Annotated in this window: 21 protein-coding genes; 16 read left to right on the forward strand and 5 right to left on the reverse strand. The window is 41.2% G+C overall.

Features of this window, described 5'->3' with window-relative positions; translation table 11 throughout:
• Positions 1 to 150: 150 nt before the first annotated feature.
• The 4 genes from metH (at position 151) to LDO51_RS08190 (ending at position 6,828) form a co-directional block, all read left to right on the forward strand.
• Positions 151 to 3,834: a methionine synthase gene (gene metH / locus LDO51_RS08175; protein WP_225577050.1), complete on the forward strand. Its 3,684-nt coding sequence runs from the start codon at positions 151 to 153 to the stop codon at positions 3,832 to 3,834.
• 72 nt (positions 3,835 to 3,906) lie between these two features.
• Positions 3,907 to 4,494 carry a hypothetical protein gene (locus LDO51_RS08180; RefSeq protein WP_187128669.1) on the forward strand — a complete coding sequence of 196 codons (588 nt, stop codon included), beginning with the start codon at positions 3,907 to 3,909 and terminating at the stop codon, positions 4,492 to 4,494.
• A gap of 195 nt (positions 4,495 to 4,689) precedes the next feature.
• Complete coding sequence (locus tag LDO51_RS08185) at positions 4,690 to 6,246, forward strand: tetratricopeptide repeat protein (protein WP_225577051.1); 1,557 nt, start codon at positions 4,690 to 4,692, stop codon at positions 6,244 to 6,246.
• 336 nt (positions 6,247 to 6,582) lie between these two features.
• Positions 6,583 to 6,828, forward strand: a complete 246-nt coding sequence (locus tag LDO51_RS08190; protein WP_225577052.1) for a hypothetical protein — start codon at positions 6,583 to 6,585, stop codon at positions 6,826 to 6,828.
• Positions 6,829 to 6,918: 90 nt separating this feature from the next.
• Here the strand turns inward: LDO51_RS08190 and lysC are convergent, their stop codons facing one another.
• Positions 6,919 to 8,286 carry a lysine-sensitive aspartokinase 3 gene (gene lysC, locus LDO51_RS08195; protein WP_225577053.1) on the reverse strand — a complete coding sequence of 456 codons (1,368 nt, stop codon included), beginning with the start codon at positions 8,284 to 8,286 and terminating at the stop codon, positions 6,919 to 6,921.
• A 376-nt stretch (positions 8,287 to 8,662) separates the two neighbouring features.
• On the opposite strand from lysC, the gene pgi reads away from it, so the two are divergent.
• The 3 genes from pgi to ubiA all read left to right on the forward strand — a co-directional run bounded on the left by pgi (position 8,663) and on the right by ubiA (position 12,047).
• A complete protein-coding gene (gene pgi, locus LDO51_RS08200; protein WP_225577054.1) occupies positions 8,663 to 10,309 on the forward strand; it encodes a glucose-6-phosphate isomerase in 1,647 nt (548 codons plus the stop codon).
• A 305-nt stretch (positions 10,310 to 10,614) separates the two neighbouring features.
• A complete protein-coding gene (ubiC, locus tag LDO51_RS08205) occupies positions 10,615 to 11,118 on the forward strand; it encodes a chorismate lyase (protein ID WP_225577055.1) in 504 nt (167 codons plus the stop codon).
• A gap of 74 nt (positions 11,119 to 11,192) precedes the next feature.
• Positions 11,193 to 12,047: a 4-hydroxybenzoate octaprenyltransferase gene (gene ubiA / locus LDO51_RS08210; protein WP_225577056.1), complete on the forward strand. Its 855-nt coding sequence runs from the start codon at positions 11,193 to 11,195 to the stop codon at positions 12,045 to 12,047.
• A 78-nt stretch (positions 12,048 to 12,125) separates the two neighbouring features.
• On the opposite strand, the gene plsB is transcribed toward ubiA, so the two are convergent.
• Entirely contained in the window at positions 12,126 to 14,630 is a 2,505-nt protein-coding gene (gene plsB, locus LDO51_RS08215; protein ID WP_225577057.1) for a glycerol-3-phosphate 1-O-acyltransferase PlsB, read from the reverse strand.
• A 124-nt stretch (positions 14,631 to 14,754) separates the two neighbouring features.
• On the opposite strand from plsB, the gene LDO51_RS08220 reads away from it, so the two are divergent.
• Positions 14,755 to 15,129 (forward strand): diacylglycerol kinase, encoded by a 375-nt coding sequence (locus LDO51_RS08220; RefSeq protein WP_225577058.1) that lies wholly within the window; start codon positions 14,755 to 14,757, stop codon positions 15,127 to 15,129.
• A gap of 137 nt (positions 15,130 to 15,266) precedes the next feature.
• On the forward strand, positions 15,267 to 15,884 hold the full coding sequence (gene lexA / locus LDO51_RS08225) for a transcriptional repressor LexA (protein WP_036955398.1): 618 nt from the start codon (positions 15,267 to 15,269) through the stop codon (positions 15,882 to 15,884).
• A 180-nt stretch (positions 15,885 to 16,064) separates the two neighbouring features.
• Here the strand turns inward: lexA and zur are convergent, their stop codons facing one another.
• The gene (gene zur, locus LDO51_RS08230; protein ID WP_225577059.1) at positions 16,065 to 16,580 is read right to left on the reverse strand and encodes a zinc uptake transcriptional repressor Zur; all 516 of its coding nucleotides are present in this window, start codon (positions 16,578 to 16,580) and stop codon (positions 16,065 to 16,067) included.
• Positions 16,581 to 17,553: 973 nt separating this feature from the next.
• Between zur and LDO51_RS08235 the strand changes: the two genes are divergently transcribed.
• The 7 genes from LDO51_RS08235 (at position 17,554) to LDO51_RS19880 (ending at position 23,966) form a co-directional block, all read left to right on the forward strand.
• Entirely contained in the window at positions 17,554 to 18,132 is a 579-nt protein-coding gene (locus tag LDO51_RS08235; protein ID WP_225577060.1) for a fimbrial protein, read from the forward strand.
• A 101-nt stretch (positions 18,133 to 18,233) separates the two neighbouring features.
• The gene (locus LDO51_RS08240; protein ID WP_225577061.1) at positions 18,234 to 20,714 is read left to right on the forward strand and encodes a fimbria/pilus outer membrane usher protein; all 2,481 of its coding nucleotides are present in this window, start codon (positions 18,234 to 18,236) and stop codon (positions 20,712 to 20,714) included.
• A 34-nt stretch (positions 20,715 to 20,748) separates the two neighbouring features.
• Positions 20,749 to 21,486: a fimbria/pilus periplasmic chaperone gene (locus LDO51_RS08245; RefSeq protein WP_225577062.1), complete on the forward strand. Its 738-nt coding sequence runs from the start codon at positions 20,749 to 20,751 to the stop codon at positions 21,484 to 21,486.
• Positions 21,487 to 21,497: 11 nt separating this feature from the next.
• A complete protein-coding gene (locus tag LDO51_RS08250) occupies positions 21,498 to 21,989 on the forward strand; it encodes a fimbrial protein (RefSeq protein WP_225577063.1) in 492 nt (163 codons plus the stop codon).
• Between the two features lie 11 nt (positions 21,990 to 22,000).
• Positions 22,001 to 22,495 carry a fimbrial protein gene (locus tag LDO51_RS08255; protein ID WP_225577064.1) on the forward strand — a complete coding sequence of 165 codons (495 nt, stop codon included), beginning with the start codon at positions 22,001 to 22,003 and terminating at the stop codon, positions 22,493 to 22,495.
• Positions 22,495 to 23,046, forward strand: coding sequence for a fimbrial protein (locus LDO51_RS08260; RefSeq protein ID WP_225577065.1), 552 nt, complete (start codon positions 22,495 to 22,497; stop codon positions 23,044 to 23,046). Before LDO51_RS08255 ends, LDO51_RS08260 begins: the two co-directional genes overlap by 1 nt.
• Positions 23,047 to 23,111: 65 nt before the next feature.
• A complete protein-coding gene (locus LDO51_RS19880; protein ID WP_423810969.1) occupies positions 23,112 to 23,966 on the forward strand; it encodes a hypothetical protein in 855 nt (284 codons plus the stop codon).
• Positions 23,967 to 24,112: 146 nt separating this feature from the next.
• Here LDO51_RS19880 and LDO51_RS08270 read toward each other — a convergent pair whose 3' ends face one another.
• Together LDO51_RS08270 and LDO51_RS08275 are read right to left on the reverse strand one after the other, a co-directional pair.
• Complete coding sequence (locus LDO51_RS08270; RefSeq protein WP_225577067.1) at positions 24,113 to 24,589, reverse strand: FidL-like protein; 477 nt, start codon at positions 24,587 to 24,589, stop codon at positions 24,113 to 24,115.
• Positions 24,590 to 25,411, reverse strand: coding sequence for a winged helix-turn-helix domain-containing protein (locus LDO51_RS08275; RefSeq protein ID WP_225577068.1), 822 nt, complete (start codon positions 25,409 to 25,411; stop codon positions 24,590 to 24,592).
• Between the last annotated feature and the right edge of the window lie 161 nt (positions 25,412 to 25,572).

Raw genomic sequence — 25,572 nt, forward strand, 5'->3', positions numbered from 1 at the left:
CGAATTTTCTCTTCTGAAGTTATGGTAGGATGTGATTCATACAAATTTATTTTATTTTCAATTCATTGACGATTTAGCAATTTAGCTGTGTAAAGTCACAGCATGGGGCAGATTAAGCCAAGGGATTATCATTTTCAGGAGGACAGTGCAGTGTCCAGCAAGAAAAACCAGTTAGAACAACAATTAAAAAATAGAATCCTCGTCCTTGACGGTGCGATGGGAACGATGATCCAACGCCATAAACTCTCTGAAGAGCAGTTTCGAGGTGCGCGTTTTGCAGATTGGCCAAGTGATTTGAAAGGCAATAATGACTTACTTGTGCTCACCCAGCCCGAGATTATTCGCGATATCCATAACCAATATTTTGCGGCAGGGGCGGATATTATTGAAACCAATACGTTTAACTCCACCACCATTGCGATGGCGGATTATAAAATGGAAGCCTTTTCTGCACAAATCAATGAAACCGCGGCTCGCCTTGCTCGTGAATGTGCCGATGAGTGGACACGTAAGACCCCAGAAAAACCGCGTTATGTGGCTGGAGTCCTAGGACCAACAAACCGTACTGCATCGATCTCCCCTGATGTGAATGATCCGGCATATCGCAACGTGACGTTTGATTTGCTGGTGGATGCGTACCGCGAATCCACACGATCTCTGATTAAAGGTGGTGCCGATCTGATCATGATCGAAACCATTTTTGATACATTAAATGCAAAAGCGGCGATTTTTGCGGTAGAAACTGAATTTGAAGCACTTGGGATCCACTTGCCTGTGATGATCTCAGGGACGATCACCGATGCCTCGGGGCGCACCTTATCGGGGCAAACCACGGAAGCATTTTACAACTCATTGCGTCACTCTCAGCCACTATCATTTGGGCTTAATTGCGCATTGGGTCCTGATGAACTTCGTCAATATATCGCTGAATTATCACGTATTTCAGAATGCTATGTCAGCGCCCACCCCAATGCAGGATTACCAAATGCATTCGGTGAATACGATCTTGATGCCCAAAATATGGCGCAGCAGATCCGTGAATGGGCGGAAGCAGGCTTTTTAAATATCGTCGGTGGATGCTGTGGTACCACGCCACTTCATATCCAAAAAATGGCGCAAGCCGTTGAGGGACTTAAACCTCGCCAGTTACCAACATTACCCGTGGAATGTCGGTTATCTGGTTTAGAACCCTTGAATATTGGTGCGCAGTCTCTGTTTGTGAACGTGGGAGAGCGTACTAACGTCACTGGCTCGGCAAAATTTAAGCGTTTAATTAAAGAAGAAAATTACCAAGAAGCCCTTGATATCGCTCGCCAACAAGTGGAAAACGGCGCGCAGATCATCGATATCAACATGGATGAGGGCATGTTAGATTCTCACGCGGCGATGGTGCGCTTTTTGAATTTGATCGCCGGGGAGCCGGATATTGCACGGGTGCCTATTATGATCGACTCCTCGAAATGGGACGTGATCGAAAAAGGGCTGAAGTGTATCCAAGGCAAAGGGATCGTGAACTCCATCTCAATGAAAGAGGGGGTTGATGCCTTTATTGATCACGCCAAATTAGTCCGTAAATATGGTGCGGCTATGGTGGTTATGGCGTTTGATGAAGTGGGGCAAGCAGATACCCGTGAGCGTAAAATAGAAATTTGCCGCCGCGCATACCAAATATTGACGGAAACGGTCGGTTTCCCGCCTGAAGATATTATTTTTGACCCGAACATTTTTGCGGTTGCTACGGGAATTGAAGAACATAATAACTATGCCGTTGATTTTATTGAAGTCTGTAAAGATATTAAAGATCAACTTCCTCATGCGCTGATCTCCGGTGGGGTATCTAACGTTTCTTTCTCATTCCGAGGCAATGATCCGGTACGTGAAGCTATTCACGCTGTTTTTCTGTATCACGCGATCCGCAATGGTATGGATATGGGGATCGTCAATGCAGGGCAATTGGCCATTTATGACGATCTTCCCGCTGAGCTCAAAAACGCGGTAGAAGATGTGATCCTCAATCGCCGAGAAGATGGAACTGAAAAGCTGCTGGAACTGGCTGAAAAATACCGCGGAACGGGGGGGCAAGAGCAGCAAATCCAACAAGCGGAATGGCGCAGTTGGGAAGTAGAAAAACGGCTTGAATATTCGCTAGTAAAAGGGATCACGGAATTTATTATCCAAGATACGGAAGAGACTCGCCAACGTGCCGCCAGTCCAATTGAAGTCATTGAAGGCCCGTTAATGAACGGGATGAATGTGGTTGGCGACTTGTTTAGTGAAGGAAAAATGTTTTTACCGCAGGTCGTGAAGTCTGCGCGAGTCATGAAGCAAGCGGTGGCGTATTTAGAGCCGTATATTCAAGAGCTAAAACAGTCGGGAAGCAGTGCAGGGAAAGTATTGCTAGCCACAGTTAAAGGCGATGTTCACGATATCGGTAAGAATATTGTTGGTGTGGTTTTACAGTGTAATAACTATGAAATTATTGACTTAGGCGTCATGGTGCCATGTGAGACGATCCTGAAAACTGCCCGAGAACAGAAGGTCGATATTATCGGTTTATCGGGGTTGATTACACCGTCGTTGGATGAAATGGTGCATGTAGCAAAAGAGATGGAGCGACAAGGGTTTACCTTACCGCTATTGATTGGAGGCGCAACCACCTCGAAAGCTCACACTGCCGTGAAAATTGAGCAAAACTATTCTGGCCCGACGACATACGTACAAAACGCCTCGCGTACTGTCGGTGTTGTTGCCGCTTTACTGTCGGATACCCAAAAAGCGGAATTTGTGGCGCGTACCCGCCGTGAATATGAAACCGTGCGCCAGCAGCATGGGCGTAAAAAACCAAGAACACCACCTGTTGAGTTAGATGTCGCTCGAGCAAATGGTGTAAAAATCGATTGGGAGAGCTATCAACCACCTACGCCGAAGTTTTTAGGTGTGCAGGAAGTCACGGCTTCTATTGAGACGCTACGTGAGTATATCGATTGGACACCTTTCTTTATGACGTGGTCGCTGGCAGGAAAGTACCCACGTATTTTACAAGATGAGGTAGTTGGCGAAGAGGCTCGTAGAGTATTGGCTGATGCAAATGCCATGTTGGATGAACTTGACCGCCAGAAATTACTCACGCCGAGAGGTATTTTTGGTATTTTCCCTGCGAACCGAATACAAGACGATATAGAGATCTACGCATCATCCGCCCGTGATTCTGTGAAAGCGGTTTCCTTGAATTTACGTCAACAAACCTTAAAAACCGATTTTCCAAACTATTGCTTATCGGATTTTGTTGCACCTAAAGAGAGTGGTAAAGCGGATTATATCGGTGCATTTGCTGTTACTGGCGGGTTGGAAGAGGATGCGCTGGCGCAGCAGTGTGAGAATGCCCACGATGATTATAATAAAATCATGGTGAAAGCCTTGTCTGATCGCTTAGCAGAAGCTTTTGCAGAATATCTGCATCAACAAGTCAGGACCCAGTATTGGGGTTATGCGTCAGAGGAAGCGCTGAGCAACGAAGAATTGATTCGTGAAAATTATCAAGGCATTCGCCCTGCACCGGGTTATGCCGCTTGTCCTGAACACACAGAAAAGGAGAAAATCTGGCAACTCCTGAATGTGGAAGACAAAATTGGTATGAAACTGACCAGTTCTTACGCAATGTGGCCGGGTGCCTCCGTCTCGGGTTGGTACTTTAGTCACCCTGATAGTAAATACTTTGCGGTGGCACAGGTGCAAAAAGATCAAATTGACGATTATGCCAAACGCAAAGGAATGACTGTTGCAGAATTAGAGCGCTGGTTAGCACCAAATTTAGGCTATGACCCAGAAGATTGATTTGAACCATAAGATTGATTTTTCAGTTATTCACCTCCATCTTATAGGTAGGAAATCTATTGGGAGCAAATGATGAGCTATGAATTTATAATTGAAGGAAAACTGCCGTCCTCGGTAGTTTATCCTTATCAGATCCAAAATAGCGCCGCACCAGAGACATTTATGATGAGCGAAGATGCGGTGAGTGCCATGATGAGCATTTTGCAAATCATGGACAAATTGGATACTGAAGATTCATTGACGGAACATTGCTTTAACCAAATTTGGTTAAGAAGCGAGTTAACACCAGCAAGAGCAGAAGAAATTTATCTATTCTTGGAAAACCAAGAGCGGGTTGAACCGATCCCTTCACAAGAGGAAATCGACGCGTTTTATCAAGCGCAACAAGCGGAAGATAAGTTACTCTCTAAAGAAAGTACGAAAGAAGGTATGGTTCCGGTTCATAAATTTGCGACCAATGATGGCTGGTTAATTACAGCGAAAGAGAGTGAATTAATTGCTGAGGTATTTTCAGAAGAATTAGTGGGTGAAAATCATTTTGTGGTTTCCCAAATATCGACGCTATGCAAAATTAGTCATCAAAAATTGGAATTGATTTTAATTGAGTGGGGTAAGTTTAATTTATTTGCGAGTAAACATGGTGGATATCGCGTTAATTAATTTTTTGGATTAAGACAATTTAATTATTAATTAGAGGGTGATTAGCTCGTTTTATAATCAATTACGATAATCACCCAAATTATTTTCTTAAAAATTCATATCATTTGGTTATTTTCTGCTTATAGTTCTTATGATTTTTGTATGGGAATGATATCTTATATAGCAGTGGTCAATGCCAAGCTGTGAGTAAATGTCATGAAATTACCCTCTCTCTTATTTAGTTTCTGCTTTATCTGTGCCCCTTATGTGCAAGCAGAGCCAATAGAGTCGGGTTCGTTTCATAACCAGCCAACCAAAGTTGCCGCTAACCCATCTTCTACCCCAATTATCACCCCTGTGGTTTTAACGCCTCAGGCGGACTCTGCTTTAGTTGAACCGTTCCCTAAAGCTCTTGAAGTAATTGAGCCAAACAACCTTCCAACAGATTTCCAAAGTAGCATTAAAGAGGCTAATGCGGGCAAAATTGATGCCATGATTGACGTGGGTATCGCTTATTTGGATGGCACAGATTTTCTCGATGCTGACGAAAATAAAGCCTATTACTGGTTTAAGAAAGCTTCTGATTTAAATAGTAATGATGGTGATTACTACATCGGTATGCTGGCCCAGCGCAAAAAGGATTATGATCAAGCAGGCAATTGGTACCGTAAATGCGCCGAAAAAGGCGATTCATACTGCCAATATGCGATGGGTTATTTATTTGAACGCGGTTTAGGCGTCGAAAAAGACTATAAACAAGCGCGCGCTTGGTATTATGAAGCCGCAGAGCAAGAGCAAGAATATGCACAGTTTGCCATTGGTTTGTTCTACCATGATGGGCTTGGTGGTGATATTGACTACAATAAAGCTTTTACATGGTATGAGCGCAGTGCACGTAATGGCGTAGCCTCTGCCGTGAACAACTTAGCCGTGATGTATGAAAATGGCGAAGGTATGGAAAAAGATGAGGATACGGCGATTTACCTGTATCGCCAAGCCGCGAACATGGGCTCCCCAGTTGCACAGAAAAACATGGGGGACTTTTACAGCAAAGGTCACCCGCTCGTTGAGCAAAATAACTACCAAGCAGTGTACTGGTATAAATGTGCGGCGAACCAAGGTGAATTTTCGGCTCAATATGCGTTAGCGCAAGCGTATGAGACAGGTGATGGCGTTGGGCAAGACCTGAGCGAAGCCTTTAAGTGGTACCAAATGGCCGCGGATAATGAGTCTGCTGAAGCCGCTATGAAAGTGGCTGAATATTATGAAAAAGGCCTTGGCGGCGTTAAACCTGATATGGCCAAAGCGATCCAGTGGTATATCGAATTAGCCGATTCAGATATTGTCGATGCACAATTAAAGTTAGCGAATTTATATCTAGCGGGTCAGTTGAAAGATGTTGAGATCCAGCAGATTGTAAAGTGGTTGGAAGTCACAAAAGAAGACAATATGGACGCGAAAAACCAGTTAGCGATTTTCTACCTGACGGGAACTGGGGTTCAGCAAGATAGCCAAAAAGCACGAGAGCTTTTGGAGTCTGCGGCATTCAAAGAAAACAGTGATGCGCAAAATAACCTCGGCGTAATGTATGCCCGAGGGGAAGGCGGAAGTAAAAATATTTTCCGTGCCATTATGTGGTTTGAGCGTGCGGATAAACTGGGTAATGTGACCGCAAAAAATAACTTAGCATTATTGCAAAAAGACCATAATGCAAAAGCGAATATGCTGCAATATACAGAAAGTGTAAAAAATTCATTGCCTTCTAAAAAATAAACCAATGAAAGAATCCATTCTATTTCATTTAAAAGCTAATAACCTTATTAATGTTATTGGCTTTTAATCATTTATATCTGTTTTTCTTTTTTATCGTATTTACAAATATCATTTTGATATTCTTGAAAATTATTTTCTTCTTTTTTTTTAAAAAAATAACGTATATCTACACCATAAAATTTATCAATCTTTGTGAATTAGGACGCTATTTTTATTTAGCTAAATAATGAAGTATAGTTTTATTAATTGGTTCTTTGTTGAGTCTTTGTTGTAAATTTTTCCATTAGATTAGAACGAGTCTAGCTGTTTTTTGAGTATGAAAAAATGAGGTGTCAAATGAGCACTTATTGTTTTTTTATTAAATCCGATGAAGTTGTTGCGTTAGAGATGACTGAAACCCAAAAAGCTACCGAGTTAGTGAATGCGGGTTACCAGAAGCAGTTTGAAGAGATAGAGGCGAATAGCAAAGAATTAGCGTTAGCGCGCTTTGCGGATATTCGCGGAGAAGAGCTAAAAAGCACTTATGCTTTTGCGGGGGAGTCGACGTTTAGTGGGCTGATTACCTCTTTCCTAAGTCGTTAAATTTATTTTTATTAGCAAGTTAAACGGGCAATCAAAAGATTGCCCGTTCTCGTTTCAGGCTCGTTATCATTTATGAATAGCTATTCGCTATCACTCAAAAAGATTATTGTGCAGTGTGCGAACAATCTCTTCCGCGTCGTTACCTGGCACAAGCAGACAAATATTATGGCTGCTAGCACCGTAGCTGATCATGCGGATATTAAAGGATTCCAGAGCGCCGAAAATCTGTTTTCCGAGCCCGTTCACTTGCGAAAGTTGGTTACCAATAATCGCCACCAGAGCAAGGTTTTCTTCCACTTCCACGCGGCACAGCGCAGATAATTCTGTCATTAAGGCATTGGTTAGCAAGCTACCATTAGTGCCTGTTGAGCCGGTTGTATCTAACGTCAGTGCGATGCTCACTTCCGACGTGGTGATCAAATCCACGGAAATATTATGGCGCAGCAAGATAGTAAAAATTTCTGCAAGGAAACCACGTGCATGCAGCATTTTCAAACTGTGCAGCGTTAGTAACGTTTGTTTGCGGCGTAATGCGAGCGCTCTAAATTGCGGTGGATTTTCCGTTTGCTCGCTGACAATCGTCCCTCCTGCTTCAGGGGCTTTACTGGAGCCGACGAATACAGGGATCCCCGCACGCACTGCCGGTAATAAAGTGGCTGGATGCAGAATTTTTGCGCCGAAAGTCGCCATTTCAGCTGCTTCGTCAAAGGCGATTTCATTGATTTTTTTGGCACTCGGCACCACGCGAGGGTCGGTGGTGTAAATGCCGGGTACATCAGTCCAAATATCCACGCGGGATAAGTTCAAGACTTCGGCCAGTAAGGCCGCGGTATAGTCACTCCCTCCACGCCCTAGCGTGGTGGTGCGCCCTTTAGCATCACGACCAATAAACCCTTGAGTGATAATAATCGACTCGGCTAAGCGTGGAAGTAGCTGCTGTTGTGTGAGTACTTGTAGCTGCTCAAGATCTGGCTCAGCGCGACCAAAGCTTTCATTAGTTCTCATCACTTTACGAACATCAAACCATTGTGAGGGGATCTCGCGCTGACGCAATACTTCCACAAACAGTAATGTGGACATAATCTCACCGTGGCTGACCATTTCGTCCGTTAAGGCATCAGAAGTGGCAAGAGAGGCGGAGTCGGCTAAATGGGCGATATTATCAAGTAGACGGTCGATTTCTTCGCGAATTACGTCCGCCGTTTGTAGGTGTTCGATAATGTCATATTGAATCTGTTTGACTTTTTGCAGTAGCTCGTTGCGTTTATCAGTGTCGCAGCCTTCAGCGAGTTCAATGAGTAAGTTGGTGATCCCCGCACTTGCAGAAAGTACAACCACACGAACTTGATCATTTGCCAGTACGATATCCGCACTTTTATTCATTGCGTCGAAGTTAGCAACGCTTGTGCCGCCAAATTTTGCGATAACAAACTGATTACTGCCAGCTACTGTATTCATTTTTCCAATCCCTTTAATTAAACCGCCTATCTTTAAATAATGCATGAACCCAAAATAATTCCTGCGGCGCTGGCCGAATACGGCACGACATCAACAGCTTGAAATACGTTGGAGTAATAGATTTATCGGCTTTGGCACGTATCGTCAATAATGAATCGAGGTAAATCAGTAATTCTAATGATGGGCAAATGATTATCGGTTTTCTCAATACCTTCTCTTTCCTTAATCCTTTTGGGGATGAGATGACAGTTGCCGTTAGGTTTGGGAGAATAGACTGAACAACAGCAGATTATGAGAACGCAGAAAACCGATAAGCTTCGTGTCCTCGGCGAGTTACAATCTATTATTATTTGAAATTGTTTTGGAGGTGTTATCCATGAAAAGTATCAATCCAAGCCAGACTGCTGCATGGCGTGCGCTAGAGCATCATTATGCAGAGATGAAAAATGTGCATATGCGTGACTTATTTGCACAAGATGCGCAGCGCTTTACGAAGTTTTCTGCCACTTTTAATGATCAAATCTTAGTGGATTTCTCCAAAAACCGTATTACACAAGAGACATTGGACGCACTTTTGGCATTAGCTAAAGAAACGCAACTGGAAGATGCAATCAAAAGTCTGTTCAGTGGTGAGAAAATCAACCGTACTGAAGATCGTGCCGTTCTGCATACTGCATTACGTAACCGCGACAATACCCCAGTGCTGGTGGATGGCAAAGATGTGATGCCAGAAGTGAATGCAGTGCTGGAAAAAATGCAGCAGTTCAGCACACGTATTATTAGTGGCGAATGGAAAGGGTATACCGGTAAAGCCATTACTGATGTAGTGAATATTGGGATTGGTGGCTCAGATCTGGGGCCATTTATGGTGACTGAGGCGCTACGTCCTTATAAAAACCATTTAAATATGCATTTTGTCTCTAACGTTGATGGCACTCAAATTGCAGAAACATTGAAGGGTCTCAATCCTGAAACTACGTTATTCCTGATTGCATCGAAAACATTTACGACTCAAGAAACCATGACCAATGCGCATTCAGCGCGTGAGTGGTTATTGACGTTTGCCAAAGATGAAAAACATATCGCGAAACATTTTGTGGCGCTCTCAACCAACAGCGAACAAGTCGCAAAATTTGGTATTGATACCAATAACATGTTCGAATTCTGGGATTGGGTTGGTGGCCGTTACTCTCTGTGGTCAGCGATTGGTTTGTCTATCATTTTATCCGTCGGTTATGAGAATTTCGTTCAATTACTGAGCGGTGCTCATGCAATGGATAAGCATTTCACTCAAACGCCTCTAGAAAGCAATATCCCCGTTTTATTAGCGCTAATCGGCATCTGGTACAACAACTTTTTTGGTTCAGAAACTGAAGCGATTCTGCCATACGACCAGTATATGCATCGCTTTGCCGCCTATTTCCAACAAGGCAATATGGAATCAAACGGAAAATATATTGATCGCAATGGTAACGCAGTTACTTACCAAACAGGTCCAATTATTTGGGGTGAACCGGGAACTAACGGGCAACATGCGTTTTACCAGTTGATTCACCAAGGGACAAAAATGATCCCATGTGACTTTATTGCGCCGGCAGTGACACATAACCCGCTGGGCGATCACCACGCTAAGCTGCTGTCGAACTTCTTCGCACAAACTGAAGCATTAGCCTTCGGTAAAACTCGTGAAGTGGTGGATGCAGAATTTGCCGCGCAAGGTAAAACCGTCGAAGAGATGGAATATGTGGCGCCTTACAAAGTGTTTGAAGGCAACCGCCCAACTAACTCTATTTTGCTTAAAGAGATCACTCCGTATTCATTAGGGGCACTGATCGCTATGTATGAGCATAAAATCTTTACCCAAGGTGCAATTTTAAATATTTTCACCTTTGACCAATGGGGTGTTGAGTTAGGTAAGCAACTGGCGAGCCGTATTTTGCCTGAATTGGAAAATAGCCAAGCGGTAGAGAGCCATGATAGCTCTACCAACGGGTTGATTAATTGCTATAAAAACTGGCGTTAATGGCGTTTTTTCAAGCAACTAATAGCCTGTGATTGGCAGGCTATTAGTATCCTAATAAAATACGATTTTTAAGCTAACTCATTATAAATCAAATATTTTTTACAAAATTTTTACAATTTGTGTTGAATTGGCGAGTTTTTATATAAATTGTTATCTATCTTTAACCTTGCACTATAACAACGTGCTATCCTATCGCCCAATAATTTAGATGAACGATGCTGGTTGTGGCTTTAATACGCTAGACGTTAACAAGCTTGAGTAGCAATCAGGGGATAACCATAATTACTATGGTGGAATTTGATTGAATGCATGAAACAATTTTTACCTCTCACCCGATAAACTGGTTAGAAGAGGGCGACGAGAGTGTTCCTGAAAGTGTATTGGATTGGTTGCAAGAGCAGGGGTCGATGACCAAACGGTTTGAGCAGCATTGTCAGAAAGTGACAGTAATACCCTATTTAGAACGCTATATCTCACTGGACATGCTCACAGCCGACGAACAAAAATGTTTACCAATTAGTGAGCATTATTGGTTACGGGAAGTGATTATGTATGGGGATAATATTCCTTGGTTGATTGGCAGAACGCTGATCCCAGAAGAGACGCTCACCAATAATGACAAACAATTAGTGGATATTGGGCGAGTCCCATTAGGGCGCTACCTCTTTAGTCATGAAAATCTAACCCGAGATTATATTGAAATGGGATCCAGTGCTGACCGCTGGGTACGCCGTTCCCTACTTAGATTGTCCCAAAAACCATTATTATTAACCGAAATATTTTTACCTGAATCACCTGCATATAGATAACTATCTAACATAATTCAAATGACGTTTATGGGTAAAATAGAAGCATAAAGGAGCACGACAACGTGGAGGGAAGTATGGCGCTAAGTAAATGGCATGCATACAGCCGTTTAATGCGTATTGATAGACCTATTGGCTCACTGTTATTGCTGTGGCCAACCTATTGGGCGCTGTGGATTGCCGCCCACGGCACGCCAAGTTTGCATATTCTGATTGTCTTTACGGTAGGTGTTTTTTTAATGCGTGCCGCAGGCTGTGTTATCAATGACTTTGCTGATCGTAATTTCGATGGGCACGTAGAAAGAACCAAGCACCGACCACTGCCTAGCGGTGATGTCACTGAAAAAGAAGCAAAAATTCTATTTGCTACGCTGGTGGGGCTCTCTTTCTTATTGGTATTGAGTTTGAATACCATGACTATCTGGTTATCGGTCGCAGGCTTAGCGCTGGCATGGGTCTACCCGTTTGTGAAGCGCGTGAGCCATTTACCACAAGTGGTATTGGGTGCTGCATTTGGCTGGTCAATCCCGATGGGATTCTCAGCAGTTAGTGAGTCCTTACCACTAGTTTGTTGGTTACTATTTTTAGTGAATATCATCTGGTCAGTGATTTATGACACTCAGTATGCCATGGTTGACCGTAACGATGATTTAAAAATTGGCGTGAAATCGACGGCGATTTTGTTTGGTCAATATGACAAGCTGATCATTGGATTGCTGCAAATTATTATGGTTAGCTTGCTGGTGGTGATTGGCTCATTGGCTAACTTAGGTATGGTTTATTATGGTTCGTTAGTGCTAGCCGCTGTGCTGTTTGTTTATCAACAGCAATTGATGGTGAACCGAGAGCGAGCGCCGTGTTTCAAAGCGTTTATGAATAATAACTATGTCGGCTTTATTCTGTTTATCGGTATGGTGATTAGCTATTTTTAACCATTAAAACGGGATAAGAAAAAGGGTAATGCAGATGCATTACCCTTTTTTGTTGGTGCATATCACTGACTAGCAAGATTACTCTTTTGGCGTTTCTGAGTCTGATTCAGCTTTTTCCGGGGCACTTGTTGGTGCAGGTTTTGGTGCCGAAAGTTCTTCAGTTTGGCTAACGCTCTCGATGGTCAGGCGAATCTCTGGCGACATTAATCGCGCAAGTACCGCATACAATGTCTTCGCATTCGTCGAGAAAATATCGTTTTCGTTATTATCAATGTAGCCTTCTTCTTTGAGGGTATCGACCAGTGTTGAGAACACGGCTTTATCAAAGAATTCAGGGGCGTTAATGCCGTGCAGAACAGACAGACGTTGCGCGAGCATGCGACTCTCTTTCTCCAACGTATTGCGGCTGACTTCTGGGCTTGCATTGAGTAATGACAGGGTGATGGAGTAGCGTTGCAGTGTCTCGCGAACGCCTGCGGCCAGTAGCTGTAAAGGACGGATACGGCGAGGATTTAACACCACCATATTATCATCTTTCACGCAGATCAGTTGTTGGCTGTTCAGCTCATCAATCAATGTATCCACCGTTTCCGTGAGTGCGTTTGCATCATAACGCATAAACAGCTCTGCTTTCAGGAATGGATAAATCAGCGTAACTTGCTGGTGGATTGCGTCACGGCTAATGCGCTCATGGTGCAGCACAATGCTGGCGATAAGTGAAGGCAGAACCAGTAAGTGATGAATATTGTTACGGTAATAGGTCATTAAGACCGCATTTTCACGTGGCAGAATAATAATATCCCCCATGCTGTCTTTTTCGACTTCAAACTTATTCATCTGCAAGGCGTGTTCAAGAAGCTCTTCAGCTGTTTTGTTCGGCGTAGTTGCATCGGCAGTGTAAGGCACATTGCGCAGCAGCTGCAGATAGCACTCGATTTGTTCAAGCAGTTGTTCGCGGGTGAGCGAGCGCTGACGAGAAGCTAATAGTGCCGTGGAACATAAGTTAATCGCGTTGGCGGCTGCCGCATTATTGATGTTCACCATAATGTTATCGGCTAAGCTGCTGACTGTTGGGTTTAACCAGGTTGGGCGCTGTGGCTCAATCGGGTCAATAGATTCACGCCAATTTGGTACGCGGTTATTTAAGTACTGGGTCAGTGAAATTGGCTGTCCAAAGTTCACATAACCTTGACCTAAATTACGCAATTTACGCAGACCACGCACCATGGAGAAGAAACCTTCTTTCTCTTTCTCTGCGCCACGTAGCTCTTTCGCGTAAGTCCCCACTTCCATCACATGTTCGTAACCAATATAGATAGGGACGATAGTGATAGGGCGAGAGTCTCCGCGTAGCATCGCTTGTAGGGTCATCGACAAGGTACCGGTTTTTGGTTCCAGTAAGCGACCTGTACGTGAACGACCGCCTTCCACAAAGTATTCAATCGAATAGCCGCGAGCAAATAGCTCACTGAGGTATTCGCGGAATACGGTGGAATAGAGTTTATTACCCTTGAATGTACGGCGAATAAAGAAAGCACCTAAGCGACGGAAAATGGGGCCTGCTGGCCAGAAATTAAGGTTAATACCCGCTGCAATGTGCGGTGGTACCAGGCCTTGGTGATAAAGCACATAAGAAAGTAGCAGGTAGTCCATGTGGCTACGGTGAGAGGGCACATACACAATTTCGTGGCCATCTTGCGCCAGTTGGCGAACGCGCTCAGCATGCTGAACGTTGATCCCTTGGTATAAGCGGTTCCATGTCCAACTGAGCACGCGGTCAGTCAGTCGCACAGCTTCATAAGAGAAGTTGGCGGCAATCTCTTCCATCATTGCCACGGCATTTTGCTGAGCTTTTTGTAATGGAATTTTTTTACTGCGAGCTTCGTCTTCAACGGCTTTTTCAATGGCTTTAGAGGATAGCAGCTTATTAAATAGCTCATAACGCGCAGGCAGTTTTGGCCCGACTGCAGCTAAACGCTGACGAGAGTAATGAATACGTGCTACGCGAGCAAGTTTATTGGCAATGATGGTGTCAGTGCCATGCTCTTGTGCCATCTGGCCAAGAGAAATGCTCGGAGAAAAACGTACAAAGCTATCACGCCCTAACCACAGAACTGCAAAGAATTTTTGCACTCCGTTTAACAGTTTTAGTGGGGCAGGCTTATGCCCTTCACGACCCGGCGCACGTCCAAACATGACGGATGCAGGTAGCATTTGAATATCAAGATTTGGATTGTTTTTATGCAAATCCAGATATGCATGGAATATTTTTACTGACTCTTTACGTGGATCTGGGGAGTAGTAACGGAACACGCGTGGGCCATCATCAATAAACACATAGGCAGGGAGCTTGGTGCCATTGATGTCGTTATCCACGAGAGGATCAGGTAAACCAATCGCTAGGCATTGTTGGCGAAGCGTGAGAAGGTCCGACTTTGAATGATATGGCAAGACGTACAGCGTTGGCTTGTTTGGGTTAAGCTGCAACTCTGTTATCGGGTCCGTTGGGATTAGTTTACTTTTTACCAATAATTTCAGTGGTAAATTCAACGTGTTGTAATATATTTTACGCCATAGTGACATAAATGATTATAGCCTCTTGTTAGTAATGCTGCGCAATCATATCAGAAAGCAACGTTTAGATCTGTTATCGATAATTCACTTTGACTGCAAAAGTTGATTATTGTTTAGAAATTAAGGAAAAAATATGGCAAGTCAAACTAAGGGACTCACTCGGGTCATCAAAGCAGCTGGATACTCCCTGAAAGGTTTAAAAGCAGCATGGATAAATGAAGCTGCATTCCGTCAAGAAGCGGTTGCTGCTATCATTGCGATAATTATAGCGTTTTACTTGGATGTTAGCCAAATTGACAGAATTTTGTTGATTGGGTCAGTCGTGCTAGTCGCAATTGTTGAGTTAATTAACAGTGCAATTGAGGCGGTTGTTGACCGTATTGGCAGTGAATACCATGAATTATCTGGGCGGGCGAAAGATATCGGCTCGGCAGCCGTGTTCGTCACGATAGGATTGGCGCTATTTATCTGGGGAACCGTATTATGGGCGCGTTATTTTACGGTTTAATGGGCTAAAAACCATAAAAGAGATAAAAAGCCAGAAATTCATCAACAAATGCAAATTTTGGCTAATTTAACAGTTCCCAATACCCATTTACCTGTATATACTCACAGTTTGACTGTATAAACAAACAGGGGAACGGGATGAAAGCACTGACAGCTCGACAACAGCAAGTTTACGATCTGGTGCGTGACCACATTTCGCAAACGGGCATGCCACCAACACGCGCTGAGATAGCAGCAAGTTTGGGTTTTCGTTCGCCTAATGCGGCAGAAGAACATTTAAAAGCCTTAGCTCGTAAAGGGGTAATTGAAATTGTTTCTGGAGCTTCCAGAGGCATTCGTCTGTTATTAGAAGAGGAATCCGAAGATTTAGGGCTTCCTCTGATTGGGCGTGTTGCTGCCGGCGAACCATTGCTTGCACAAGAACATATTGAAAGCCATTACCAAGTCGACCCAGAATTATTTAAACCACACGCAGACTTTTTATTACGCGTAAATGGTATGTCGATGAAAGATATCGGTATCATGGATGGTGATTTACTTGCGGTACATAAGACGCAGAATGTCCATAATGGGCAAATTGTTGTGGCACGTATCGAAGATGAAGTCACTGTTAAACGCTTTAAGCAACAAGGTAATCGCGTTGAGCTTATTGCTGAAAACTCTGATTTTGCACCAATCGTGGTTGATTTACGCGAACAGAATTTTACCATCGAAGGGCTGGCTGTTGGGGTTATCCGTAACAGTGACTGGCATTGATGATGAGTGATTGAGTCTGGCAGCAGACTCAATATCTCTATTCTTTTGAATATCCTTTCTTTATATAGCTATATATCGCTATTTTCATATTGCTCTTCTTTATATATAGCTATCTTCCGTGTTGCTATCTAGCTTCTTTTCTTTTACTTCTTTTACTTCTTTTATATCACTTCTTTTATATCACTTCTTTTTTGAACTGATTGTGGCGTGATGATCATGCTCACAGTGTTCATGGTCTTGGCAATTGGAAATTTCAGAGCATTTTTGACATAAACCATGGTTTTCTACCACTGTATGTCTGAGATGAAAATGATTTTCTTCAGCTAGCATGCTAATTGCCTTCTCGATGGTTGTGCAGTCACTTTCGGTCACATTGCCACAATTATCACAAATCAACATCACGGAAATATGGCTTGGATTATCAACATGGTGGCAAACCACATAGCTGTTCGTGGATTCAATTTTATGTATGAACCCTTGTTCCATGAGGAACTCTAAACCGCGATAAACGGTAGGTGGCTTAGCCTGAGGCTCTATTTCACGCAGCAAATCGAGCAAATCATAAGCACTGATTGCACCGTGTTGCTGCGCAATTAACCGTAGGACGGTCTCTCTTTGTGGGGTCAATCGCACTCCTCGAGACTGGCAAATACGTTCGGCCGTCGTAAGCAGCTTGTCTTCACTGATTGTTTTCATCTTGTTTGGCCTCACTTAGATAGCTTCAAGTTTTTATTGCTGTTTAGTTTACCATAACTTCCATTTCTGTTGTGTTTGAAATGGTGTTAATGAAATAAACATTTTTTTTACCAAATTGAATACGCAATTTTAACTTTAATAAAAGTGGCGTTAATAAAGAATGAATGTCTTATTTGAAAGTTGGTTTTTTTTATTTTAAATAAATAATCAATTGCTACATTTTAGTTAACCATTGAGAACTAAATTTAACCAAATAAAAACAAGTGTTGAAATTAATTGTTACTGTTTGACGTTAATTTTAATTAAGACTTATCCTAGCTTCATTTTTTTATGTAGCGAGTATTGGTGCAAAAAAGGCATTTATCAGGTTTTAAATCTGATAAATTGGCATTTCGTCGGATTATTAAAACATATATTAATGTAAATATAGATATTTATATTTATAAATATTTCGCAATATTTGGACATTTTTATAAATGCAAAATGAAGTCTTCATATAAATCTTTCTAAGTAATTCATCATTTCTTCAGGTTTAACCCCTTATTCAGCACATAAAAATTGTTTGTATGTCTTTAGTTGATATAAAAAACCAAGCTAACGCTTTATTTGAGTGGTTTTTGACAACATATTTCACGTATGTAGAATTGACATCAGAAAATATCACAAGGTAGTTATCAGAATTCATTTGGTGTTCTATATCAATTTTAATTAATTAGTGAATGACTCAGTAATTAATTTAGAAGTGAGAATTGAGAATGTTGGCTTAATGAACTCTGTTTTTTAAATCACATAAATGGGATGGATCTCGTTTATATAAAAAGATCTCTAACCTGAATGAAATTCATCAAGTAGGAAAGCTAGAGGAATTTCCAATGATATACCGCTTAAGTAAATAGACTTAATTTTGTATCAGTGGAAACAGGAAAGAGAAAAAGATAAATAGCAGTTCCTACTCATTTAAAGGAAAACTTTTATGAAACTGAATAAATTAGCATTAACTCTAGCTTTAGGTTTAGGTGTTGGCGTTTCTGGTGCTGCTTTAGCTGCAGATCCAGTAGAAAGCTCACAAGGTGAAATCCGTTTTACTGGTTTCATTAACGACGTTCCATGTTCAATCGATGCTGACAACCTGAAGCAATTAGTTGAGTTCGGCGAAATCGCGTTACACGAACTGACTTCTAACCAATTCCGTTCAGACAGCAAATCGTTCGATATCGTGCTAAAAAACTGCTCTACTGAAACTTACAAAAACGCAAAAATTACATTTACTGGTTCTACAGTAAATGGTTTCCAAGGCTTCACTGGTGACTTACTGGGCTTAGGCGGTAAAGTTAAAAACGCTGGTATCGTAATCACTAACGGCGCTGACAAAATCGTTGAATTCGGTAAAGCATTCCCAGGTACTGGTGACGGCTATGCGTTAAACAATGGTGACGGTTCAGAAACTACTCTGCACTTCGCAGCGTACGTTAAAGGTAACGAAGACCCAACTCAGAAAGCTACAACAGGTCGTTTTGACACTGTAGCTAACTTCAAAATTGTTTACCAATAATAGTCAGTTTCTATAGAGAATAATATGGCGTAGTCATACGCCATATTTCTTATATCGTCTTCACTGTATTTATTTGTATAGGCGCATAGTTAATGAAAAGCATGAAGCTAAATCTAATTACAAAATTAATGCTTTTAATGTTAACGCCAATGGTTGCGTTCTCTGAAGAGGCTGTTGATTTTAACACTGACTTCATTGATTCTGAAGGTAAAGAAAACGTTGACTTCAGTAAGTTCTCTCACGCCAACTATGTCCCACCTGGGGATTACTCTTTAGCGATTGAAGTTAACCGCGCTAAAGTTTCTATGGAACAACCTATCACCTTTTTTAATCCTAATTACGACGACAAAATTTCGTTGGCATGTATCACGCCTGAAATTTATACGCTATTGGGATTAAAAAAGGAGTGGAATAGCCAAGTAAAATGGCTCGATGATGGAAAATGTCTGGATATTCGTTCAGTTCCGGATATGACCATTCAAGGAGATTTGGCAAAGAACGTTGTACAGTTCAATATTCCTCAGGCCTACATGGAGTACTCAGACCCTGATTGGGACCCACCATCACGTTGGGATGACGGGATTGTGGGCGCATTTATTGACTATAATGCGACAGGACGCGTTGTTAATAAACAAACCGGCGATAAAGGAACGAAATCAGGTCTGACGGCCACAGGGACAATGGGGGCAAACTTCGGTGCATGGCGTTTGCGTGCTGATTGGCAAACTCAAAATGGTGAGCTGAATAAAGGCAGTAAATCATGGTCTTGGAACCAATTATACGCCTATAGAGCGATTCGTTCACTGAGTGCGCGTTTGACGCTCGGGGAGCAATACTTAGCGTCAAACCTGTTTGACAGTATTCGTTATATTGGTGCGAGTTTAGAAACCAATGAATCCATGTTGCCACCTCGTTTACAAGGCTATGCACCTGAAATTGCGGGTGTTGCAAAAACGAATGCGACAGTCATGGTAAAACAAGATGGCCGTATTATTTATCAAACAGAAGTTAGCCCTGGTCCATTCCGTATTCAGGATGTGAACTCATTCGGTGGTGGTACGCTGGATGTGGTGATCCAAGAACAAGATGGCACAACAAGCAGCTATCGGGTAGAAACCTCTCGATTGGGTACATTAACGCGCCCTGGACAGCTGATTTATCAATTTGTGATGGGTAAACCGACTAAAGATGACCATGATACTCAAGGTCCTGCATTTAGCATGGGATCGCTCTCTTGGGGAGCGACAAACAATATCACGGTTTATGGTGGTTTACAGGCATCATCTGAATATCAAAACGTTGCATTTGGTTTAGGTCGTGACTTTGCACCATTTGGTGTGTTATCAGGAAACATCAATATTTCTCGTGCGCAAATGGGTCGACTGGATGACAATGAAACGTTAACCGGTAACTCTTATAACCTGACGTATTCTAAGCAGTTTGACGAAATTAACAGTCAGATTACGTTTGCGGGTTATCGATTCTCTGAACGAAATTATATGTCAATGAGCCAGTTTATTGACCGTCGCTATAAAGGTGATATGGTCGATAGTGGTAAAGAACTTTATACCATTATCTTTGGTACGGCGTTCCCTGATTATAACGCCAACATGTATTTGAACTATTCGCACCAAACTTATTGGAATAGAGCATCAACGAACCAGTATAACTTTACACTTTCAAACTATTTCGATATTGGCAAAGTTAAAAATATTAGCCTGAGCTTAACGGCGTATAAAACGAAATCACGTGACAGTGATGATGATGGTGTTTATTTAAACCTGATGATCCCGTTAAATAAAAATGAGTCGAGCATAAGCTATTCCGGTTCCTATTCTGGGGGGAATAACACCAACAACGTTAACTATTATAGCCGAATTGATAATCGCTCTTCTTACTCTGTATCTGCAGGTAACTGGGATAAAAATAAACTCACGACCGCGGGTACATATAGTTACGATGGCGATAGAAGCCAGCTGAATTTGAGTGGTACCTATATTCAGGATAACCAAACTACGGTTTCCATGCAGTTAAAAGGCGGCATGACAATGACGCCGGAAGGTGGTGCGATACACCGTAATAACTCAATTAGTGGCGGATCCAGAATATTAGTCGATACTAATGGTGTCGCAGATGTGCCCATCTTAAATGGCGTAACGCCAATAAAAACTAACCGTTACGGTAAAGCGGTAATCACTGGCGTGATGGACTACAACCGTAATAACTTAAATATTGATTTGAAAAATGTGCCAGACAATGCAGAAGCATTGCAATCCACACAGTATGCAACCCTGACAGAAGGTGCCATTGGTTACCGTAAATTTAATGTCATCACGGGTGAGAAGTTAATGGGAATTATCAGCTTAGCTGATGGAAGCTACCCACCATTTGGGGCTTCAGTGAAAAATGCGAAGAAAGTAGAAATTGGAATTATTTCAGATAAAGGTTTTGTTTATTTAGCGGGTGTTAACCCATCAGAGTCGCTTGATGTGGTGTGGGGTGATGATACTTCATGTCATATTCAACTGCCTGAAAAATTAGATAGCAACATGGAGCATGATGTTTTACTACCATGTAAATAATTAAAAAAAAAATTTTAACGTCAACGGTGAAAATATGAATTTATTAACTAAACGAAATGCGGTCGCAATCTTAAGCGCCTCATTACTGGCTCAATCAGCTTATGCAGCCATTGCTATTGATAGAACTCGTGTTATTTACAACGAGGGCGATAAATCAGTGAGCGTAGGTTTAAGTAATGAACACAAAATCAGTCCTTATTTGGCGCAAGCATGGATAGAAAACGATAAAGATGAAAAAGTAAATTCACCCTTTATTGTGACGCCGCCCGTACACCGACTTGAGGCAGATTCAAAAAGCCAAATTAAAATCCAGTCTGTGCCTGCTATCGCTAAATTACCGAAAGACCAGGAAAGCGTTTATTACCTAAATGTGAGAGAAATACCACCGCGCAGTGAAAAAGCCAACGTATTACAAATTGCGTTACAAACAAAAATAAAACTGTTCTATCGTCCTGCAGCGATTGCAACGAACGAAAGACTGGAAACTATTCCTCAAGAGAATGACATTAAACTGGTGAAACAAGGTAGTGGATATATAGTCAAAAACCCAACACCTTACTTCTTATCAGTTACTAAATTCAGCAAAGGTAAGACGGAAGTTGCTAATTTTGAACCTATTATGGTTCCACCACGTGGTGAAACTAGCTTAGGCAAAAATACAGGGGATATCGGGACATCACCAACCTTAGTATATCTCAATGATTTTGGCGGTACGATTGATTTGAAATTTAACTGCAGCGCGGTTGAGTGTTCTGTCGTACCTAGAAAATAAGGTCTACCGCTATGATGTCTATTAAAAATTTAGCCAAGGTATTATTGATATCATCGACTCTTTTTACGTCAGGTGCCTTTGGATTTTCAGGCTACCTGTATATAGAAATTAAAGGTGTCGTCTTATCCAAACCCTGCCAGATTAATAATGGACAAGCCATAGAGGTCAATTTTGGTGATGTCATGACTACGCGTATTGAAGGTGAAGTGTATAAACAGCCAATGGAGTACACAATTACCTGTCAAGACGGCGTTCAACCAAAATTGAATATGTATATTGACGGCACACCCGCAGCGTTTGACCAGCGGGTGCTTAAAACGAGTGTCGATAATCTCGGTGTCCTTTTTAAGGCGGATGCTACTGATTTCCCATTAAAGAGTAAGCGTGGTTTTAACTTTGCATCACCAGCTAAATTATTTGCGGTATTGGTGAAGAAAAGTGGCGCTGATTTACCAGCGAAAGCCTTTACGGCCAATGCAACACTCAAAGTCGAGTATCAATAAGGGTGATAAACATGCGGGACATTTATAAACTTATTGGGGTGTTTTTACTGTTTATCTTATTCCCTTTCTCTTCAACGGCGAGAGATAACGAAACAGACATTTTAATTCAAGGTAATTTAATCACTCCGCCGCCGTGCCATATTGATAATGGTAAAGATATTGAAGTGGATTTTGGTAACGTTTCTATTAAATCCATCCAAGGTAATGCCCAAAAAAGACAAGTGAATTACCAAATCCAGTGTGAAGAAAACAAGAACAACTGGGCCATGTATTTAACGTTAAATGGCGCAAAAAGTACGTTTGATACCAACGGGTTGAATACAGGCATTACTAACCTCGCGGTTAAATTTCAACTGGGCGATCAAACTTTAGATTTAGGCAAAAAATATTTAATTAACCCAAGTAACCCTGGGATACTTTGGGCTGTATTGGTTCGTGATGGTAATAAAGAGCTGAAAACGGGCGACTTTCTTGCAAACGGAACCATGCTGGTGGAGTACCAATAATGAATAAGAAAATACGTTTTGGAATTTTATTTGCATTACTGGGAAACCTCGCTGCGGTAGCAGCGATGCCTGCGCAAGCGGCACAGAATAATATGAAAATAACAGGGACGCTGGTAAATGCACCTTGTGTGGTATTACCAGAAAATTCAAAGGTTGAAGTCGATTTTGGTGATATCCGGTTGCTGGATATCTATGAGCCGGGATTTCAATTTCCTAATGAATCCTTCACGTTGGTGTTGTCAGATTGCGATTTGACCATTGCACAAAAATTGAAAGTGAAATTCTCAGGAACTGAAAACTTATTGCTGCCAGGCTCCCTCGCGTTGACAGGCAGTGATTTAAACCCAGGATTAGGTATTTTTATTGAGTTAACCGATGGAACTCCGATGAAAATTAACCAATTCTCATCGCTAATGCCAATCAGTAAAGCGGGTAAAAATGAATTACAGTTTAATTCATTTATCAAAGCAACATCGGATGTTGTGAATAATAAACAAGTGAAAGTCGGTAAAATATCAGCCACTGCAACATTTATATTTGAGTACGAATAACTTTATTATCAAAGTATACATCTTTGATTTAACTAAGCTTTATTAAGTAAATAAAGAGAACTGAAATGGGAAAACGAATTCAAAGGTTATTTTTAATACCGTTGCTTTTTATAAGCTCCCTTGGTTATGGGTCGACGTATTTCTCATATGTTGAAAATATTGTCTCTTCAGGTAGTAGTCATATCTATTATTACCAATTTGATTATTGGAACGCGAGCTATCCTACGGAACCAAACCCATGTGTTTCTGTTCTCGGTTCAGGAGGTGCTAAGAACTGTTATTTTACGATTAACCATTTACATACATCTCCAAATATTGGGGGAGCCGGGTCTCGTAAAGACTGGGAGTGCTCCATAAATTTTGCGACTTACCCAACGATGCAATCAATTATCGATGCAGCGCAAAGCCAATGTGGTTTGAGTTTTCCTAAACGAGGGGAAACCCGCCACTCCGGATCTATTAAAGCAGATGAGTGTGTTGGTTTCTTTTTAGATACAAACCGCACTAGTGGCTCTGCGAAAATGTTACCCGGTGGAATCTGTGGTATTGCGCCGCCACCTGCTGGTAAGTGCTATTTCAGTTATGTTGCAAATAACCGAATGGAATTAGACCACGGTACATTGAATATTGGGGAGTTGAATGGAGATAAGCAGAGTGGATTTTTCTCTGTTGTTTGTAACCAAAATATGCGAGTAAAAGTTTCTTCAAACATGTTGCAAGAGTATGTGAATTTACGTCCGAATGGTGAGCTGATGTCACGAGTGACATTGAACGGTCAACCTGCATGGTCTGGCACCATTATCAATGCAAGAGCAAATACGAATGAGATTGTGACGGTAGAATCTGTATTGAAAACGAATGGTACGGTTGAACCGGGTAATTTTAGTGGTGTGATTACACTGGTAATGACCATTCCATGATGTAAAGCGTTAAGAATTTTGTATTCGTCATTTTCCCATGTTGACGGTTTTGCCTACTTAAACGTAAATGTTAGTAGGCTTTTTTTTATCTTTTTTATTTATTCTAAAGTACATGTTTTTAATATAGATCTTATTAAAATTTATGATTATTCAACATAACAAGTGAAGGCAGAATAGGCCTCATCCTTCAAAATATAAACATTATCTTCCATTCTCGTAACATTCACATAATATTTTATTTTGTCTTTTTCCAATTGAATGAAATTGGAGAATACTTCATTGGGGGTACTATCAGAGTTTGTCACTGATGAAGAATTCATAACGATTGAGTAATTACCCTTATTATCTACAGGTGTATAGGAAAAATAAATAGCACGATCTAATCGATAAGTTGTTTCTTGGTTTTTTATATAACCATAAAAATTCATTCTGCCATTATGATTATCTGAAACCTGTAATGAAATTTTAGATTTAAGGGTAATGCCATCCGGTGTGCCATTTTCTTTTATCCAAACAACTTCAGAATGACAAAGTTTTACATTATTTTTATCTTTTGCAAAGGTAACATAGGTAATGGGGATAATAACCGCCGCTAGAGCTGCAGTAATAAGATACTTTTTCATTTAAATTCTCTGATCGTTAATGGAAATACAGTCAAACTTATTATTTTTTTCTTTGCAAACGCTAATTGCAGCATTTTTATCGAATGAGTAAGAGGTATTGATATCAGAAAGAACAATAATTCGCTTTGGTTCTTCGCAGGCAATATTATATTTATCTAGCTTTTTATTAATAAAATCGAGATTGGTTTTTTTTGCTTGTTCATTCATTTTGATGGGAGATTGAAATACGCAATTACCTCGGCTTCCAAACGTTGTATAGCTATTCCCTTCATTACCATTTGGCTTCAATTGCTTGATAAACAAGTAAAATAATCCAATTAAGATGAGTGAGATGATAGCAACTAAAAGTATTTTACCTTTTAGATTACCATTTTTAGTGGTAATTACTTCTGAAGTTGCAATGGATTTTGGTTTTGAATCATCAGCATTGCTACTTATTGAAGTGTCAAGTACCACAGTTTGATCCACACCATCTGAAATAGAGACTTTTGTCAGTTCGGTATTTTGAGATATTAGTAAATTCTTAGATGGGGTGATAAGTGTTTCTGTTATACCATAATTATCTGAAGTGATAATTTCACTGGATACAGTGTTTTTGTTATCATTATCCATTGCAATACTGGATAGATGGCTATCGATTCTAAATCCTTTTTTAGGAACCGTAACAATTGTTTTTGGATCAATACCGACCAGCTCGAGTTTTTTTCTTATTTCACTGATATAGGTGTTTAAATTATTATTTGAGCCAACCAGACCATATTCTTCCCAAACATTTGTAAGAAGTTCGTCTCGAGTAGCAATTCCTTTCTTTAAATTTAACAAAAGGATTTCACCAAATAATCGAGCGGCAGGTTTGGATAATTAAATATGTTGATCTGGATCATCTTTTAGAAAAATACGACTTGTCCTTTGCTCAAAAATAAACTTGTTATCGATTGTATAATCATGTTTTTCAATCATAGTTACTATCAGCTCTCTGAAAT

The organism is Providencia alcalifaciens, assembly GCF_020271745.1.
Taxonomy (GTDB): domain Bacteria; phylum Pseudomonadota; class Gammaproteobacteria; order Enterobacterales; family Enterobacteriaceae; genus Providencia; species Providencia alcalifaciens_B.

Excerpts from the sequence above, each read along its gene's own strand:
- LDO51_RS08255 (WP_225577064.1), top strand. The coding sequence starts at position 22,001 with ATGCGGGACATTTATAAACTTATTGGGGTGTTTTTACTGTTTATCTTA.
- lysC (WP_225577053.1), bottom strand. The coding sequence starts at position 8,286 with ATGAATACAGTAGCTGGCAGTAATCAGTTTGTTATCGCAAAATTTGGC.
- LDO51_RS08260 (WP_225577065.1), top strand. The coding sequence starts at position 22,495 with ATGAATAAGAAAATACGTTTTGGAATTTTATTTGCATTACTGGGAAAC.
- ubiC (WP_225577055.1), top strand. The coding sequence starts at position 10,615 with ATGCATGAAACAATTTTTACCTCTCACCCGATAAACTGGTTAGAAGAG.
- LDO51_RS08245 (WP_225577062.1), top strand. The coding sequence starts at position 20,749 with ATGAATTTATTAACTAAACGAAATGCGGTCGCAATCTTAAGCGCCTCA.
- LDO51_RS08190 (WP_225577052.1), top strand. The coding sequence starts at position 6,583 with ATGAGCACTTATTGTTTTTTTATTAAATCCGATGAAGTTGTTGCGTTA.
- LDO51_RS08250 (WP_225577063.1), top strand. The coding sequence starts at position 21,498 with ATGATGTCTATTAAAAATTTAGCCAAGGTATTATTGATATCATCGACT.
- LDO51_RS08235 (WP_225577060.1), top strand. The coding sequence starts at position 17,554 with ATGAAACTGAATAAATTAGCATTAACTCTAGCTTTAGGTTTAGGTGTT.
- LDO51_RS19880 (WP_423810969.1), top strand. The coding sequence starts at position 23,112 with ATGGGAAAACGAATTCAAAGGTTATTTTTAATACCGTTGCTTTTTATA.
- LDO51_RS08270 (WP_225577067.1), bottom strand. The coding sequence starts at position 24,589 with ATGAAAAAGTATCTTATTACTGCAGCTCTAGCGGCGGTTATTATCCCC.
- LDO51_RS08240 (WP_225577061.1), top strand. The coding sequence starts at position 18,234 with ATGAAGCTAAATCTAATTACAAAATTAATGCTTTTAATGTTAACGCCA.
- LDO51_RS08185 (WP_225577051.1), top strand. The coding sequence starts at position 4,690 with ATGAAATTACCCTCTCTCTTATTTAGTTTCTGCTTTATCTGTGCCCCT.
- pgi (WP_225577054.1), top strand. The coding sequence starts at position 8,663 with ATGAAAAGTATCAATCCAAGCCAGACTGCTGCATGGCGTGCGCTAGAG.
- zur (WP_225577059.1), bottom strand. The coding sequence starts at position 16,580 with ATGAAAACAATCAGTGAAGACAAGCTGCTTACGACGGCCGAACGTATT.
- LDO51_RS08180 (WP_187128669.1), top strand. The coding sequence starts at position 3,907 with ATGAGCTATGAATTTATAATTGAAGGAAAACTGCCGTCCTCGGTAGTT.
- ubiA (WP_225577056.1), top strand. The coding sequence starts at position 11,193 with ATGGCGCTAAGTAAATGGCATGCATACAGCCGTTTAATGCGTATTGAT.
- plsB (WP_225577057.1), bottom strand. The coding sequence starts at position 14,630 with ATGTCACTATGGCGTAAAATATATTACAACACGTTGAATTTACCACTG.
- LDO51_RS08220 (WP_225577058.1), top strand. The coding sequence starts at position 14,755 with ATGGCAAGTCAAACTAAGGGACTCACTCGGGTCATCAAAGCAGCTGGA.
- lexA (WP_036955398.1), top strand. The coding sequence starts at position 15,267 with ATGAAAGCACTGACAGCTCGACAACAGCAAGTTTACGATCTGGTGCGT.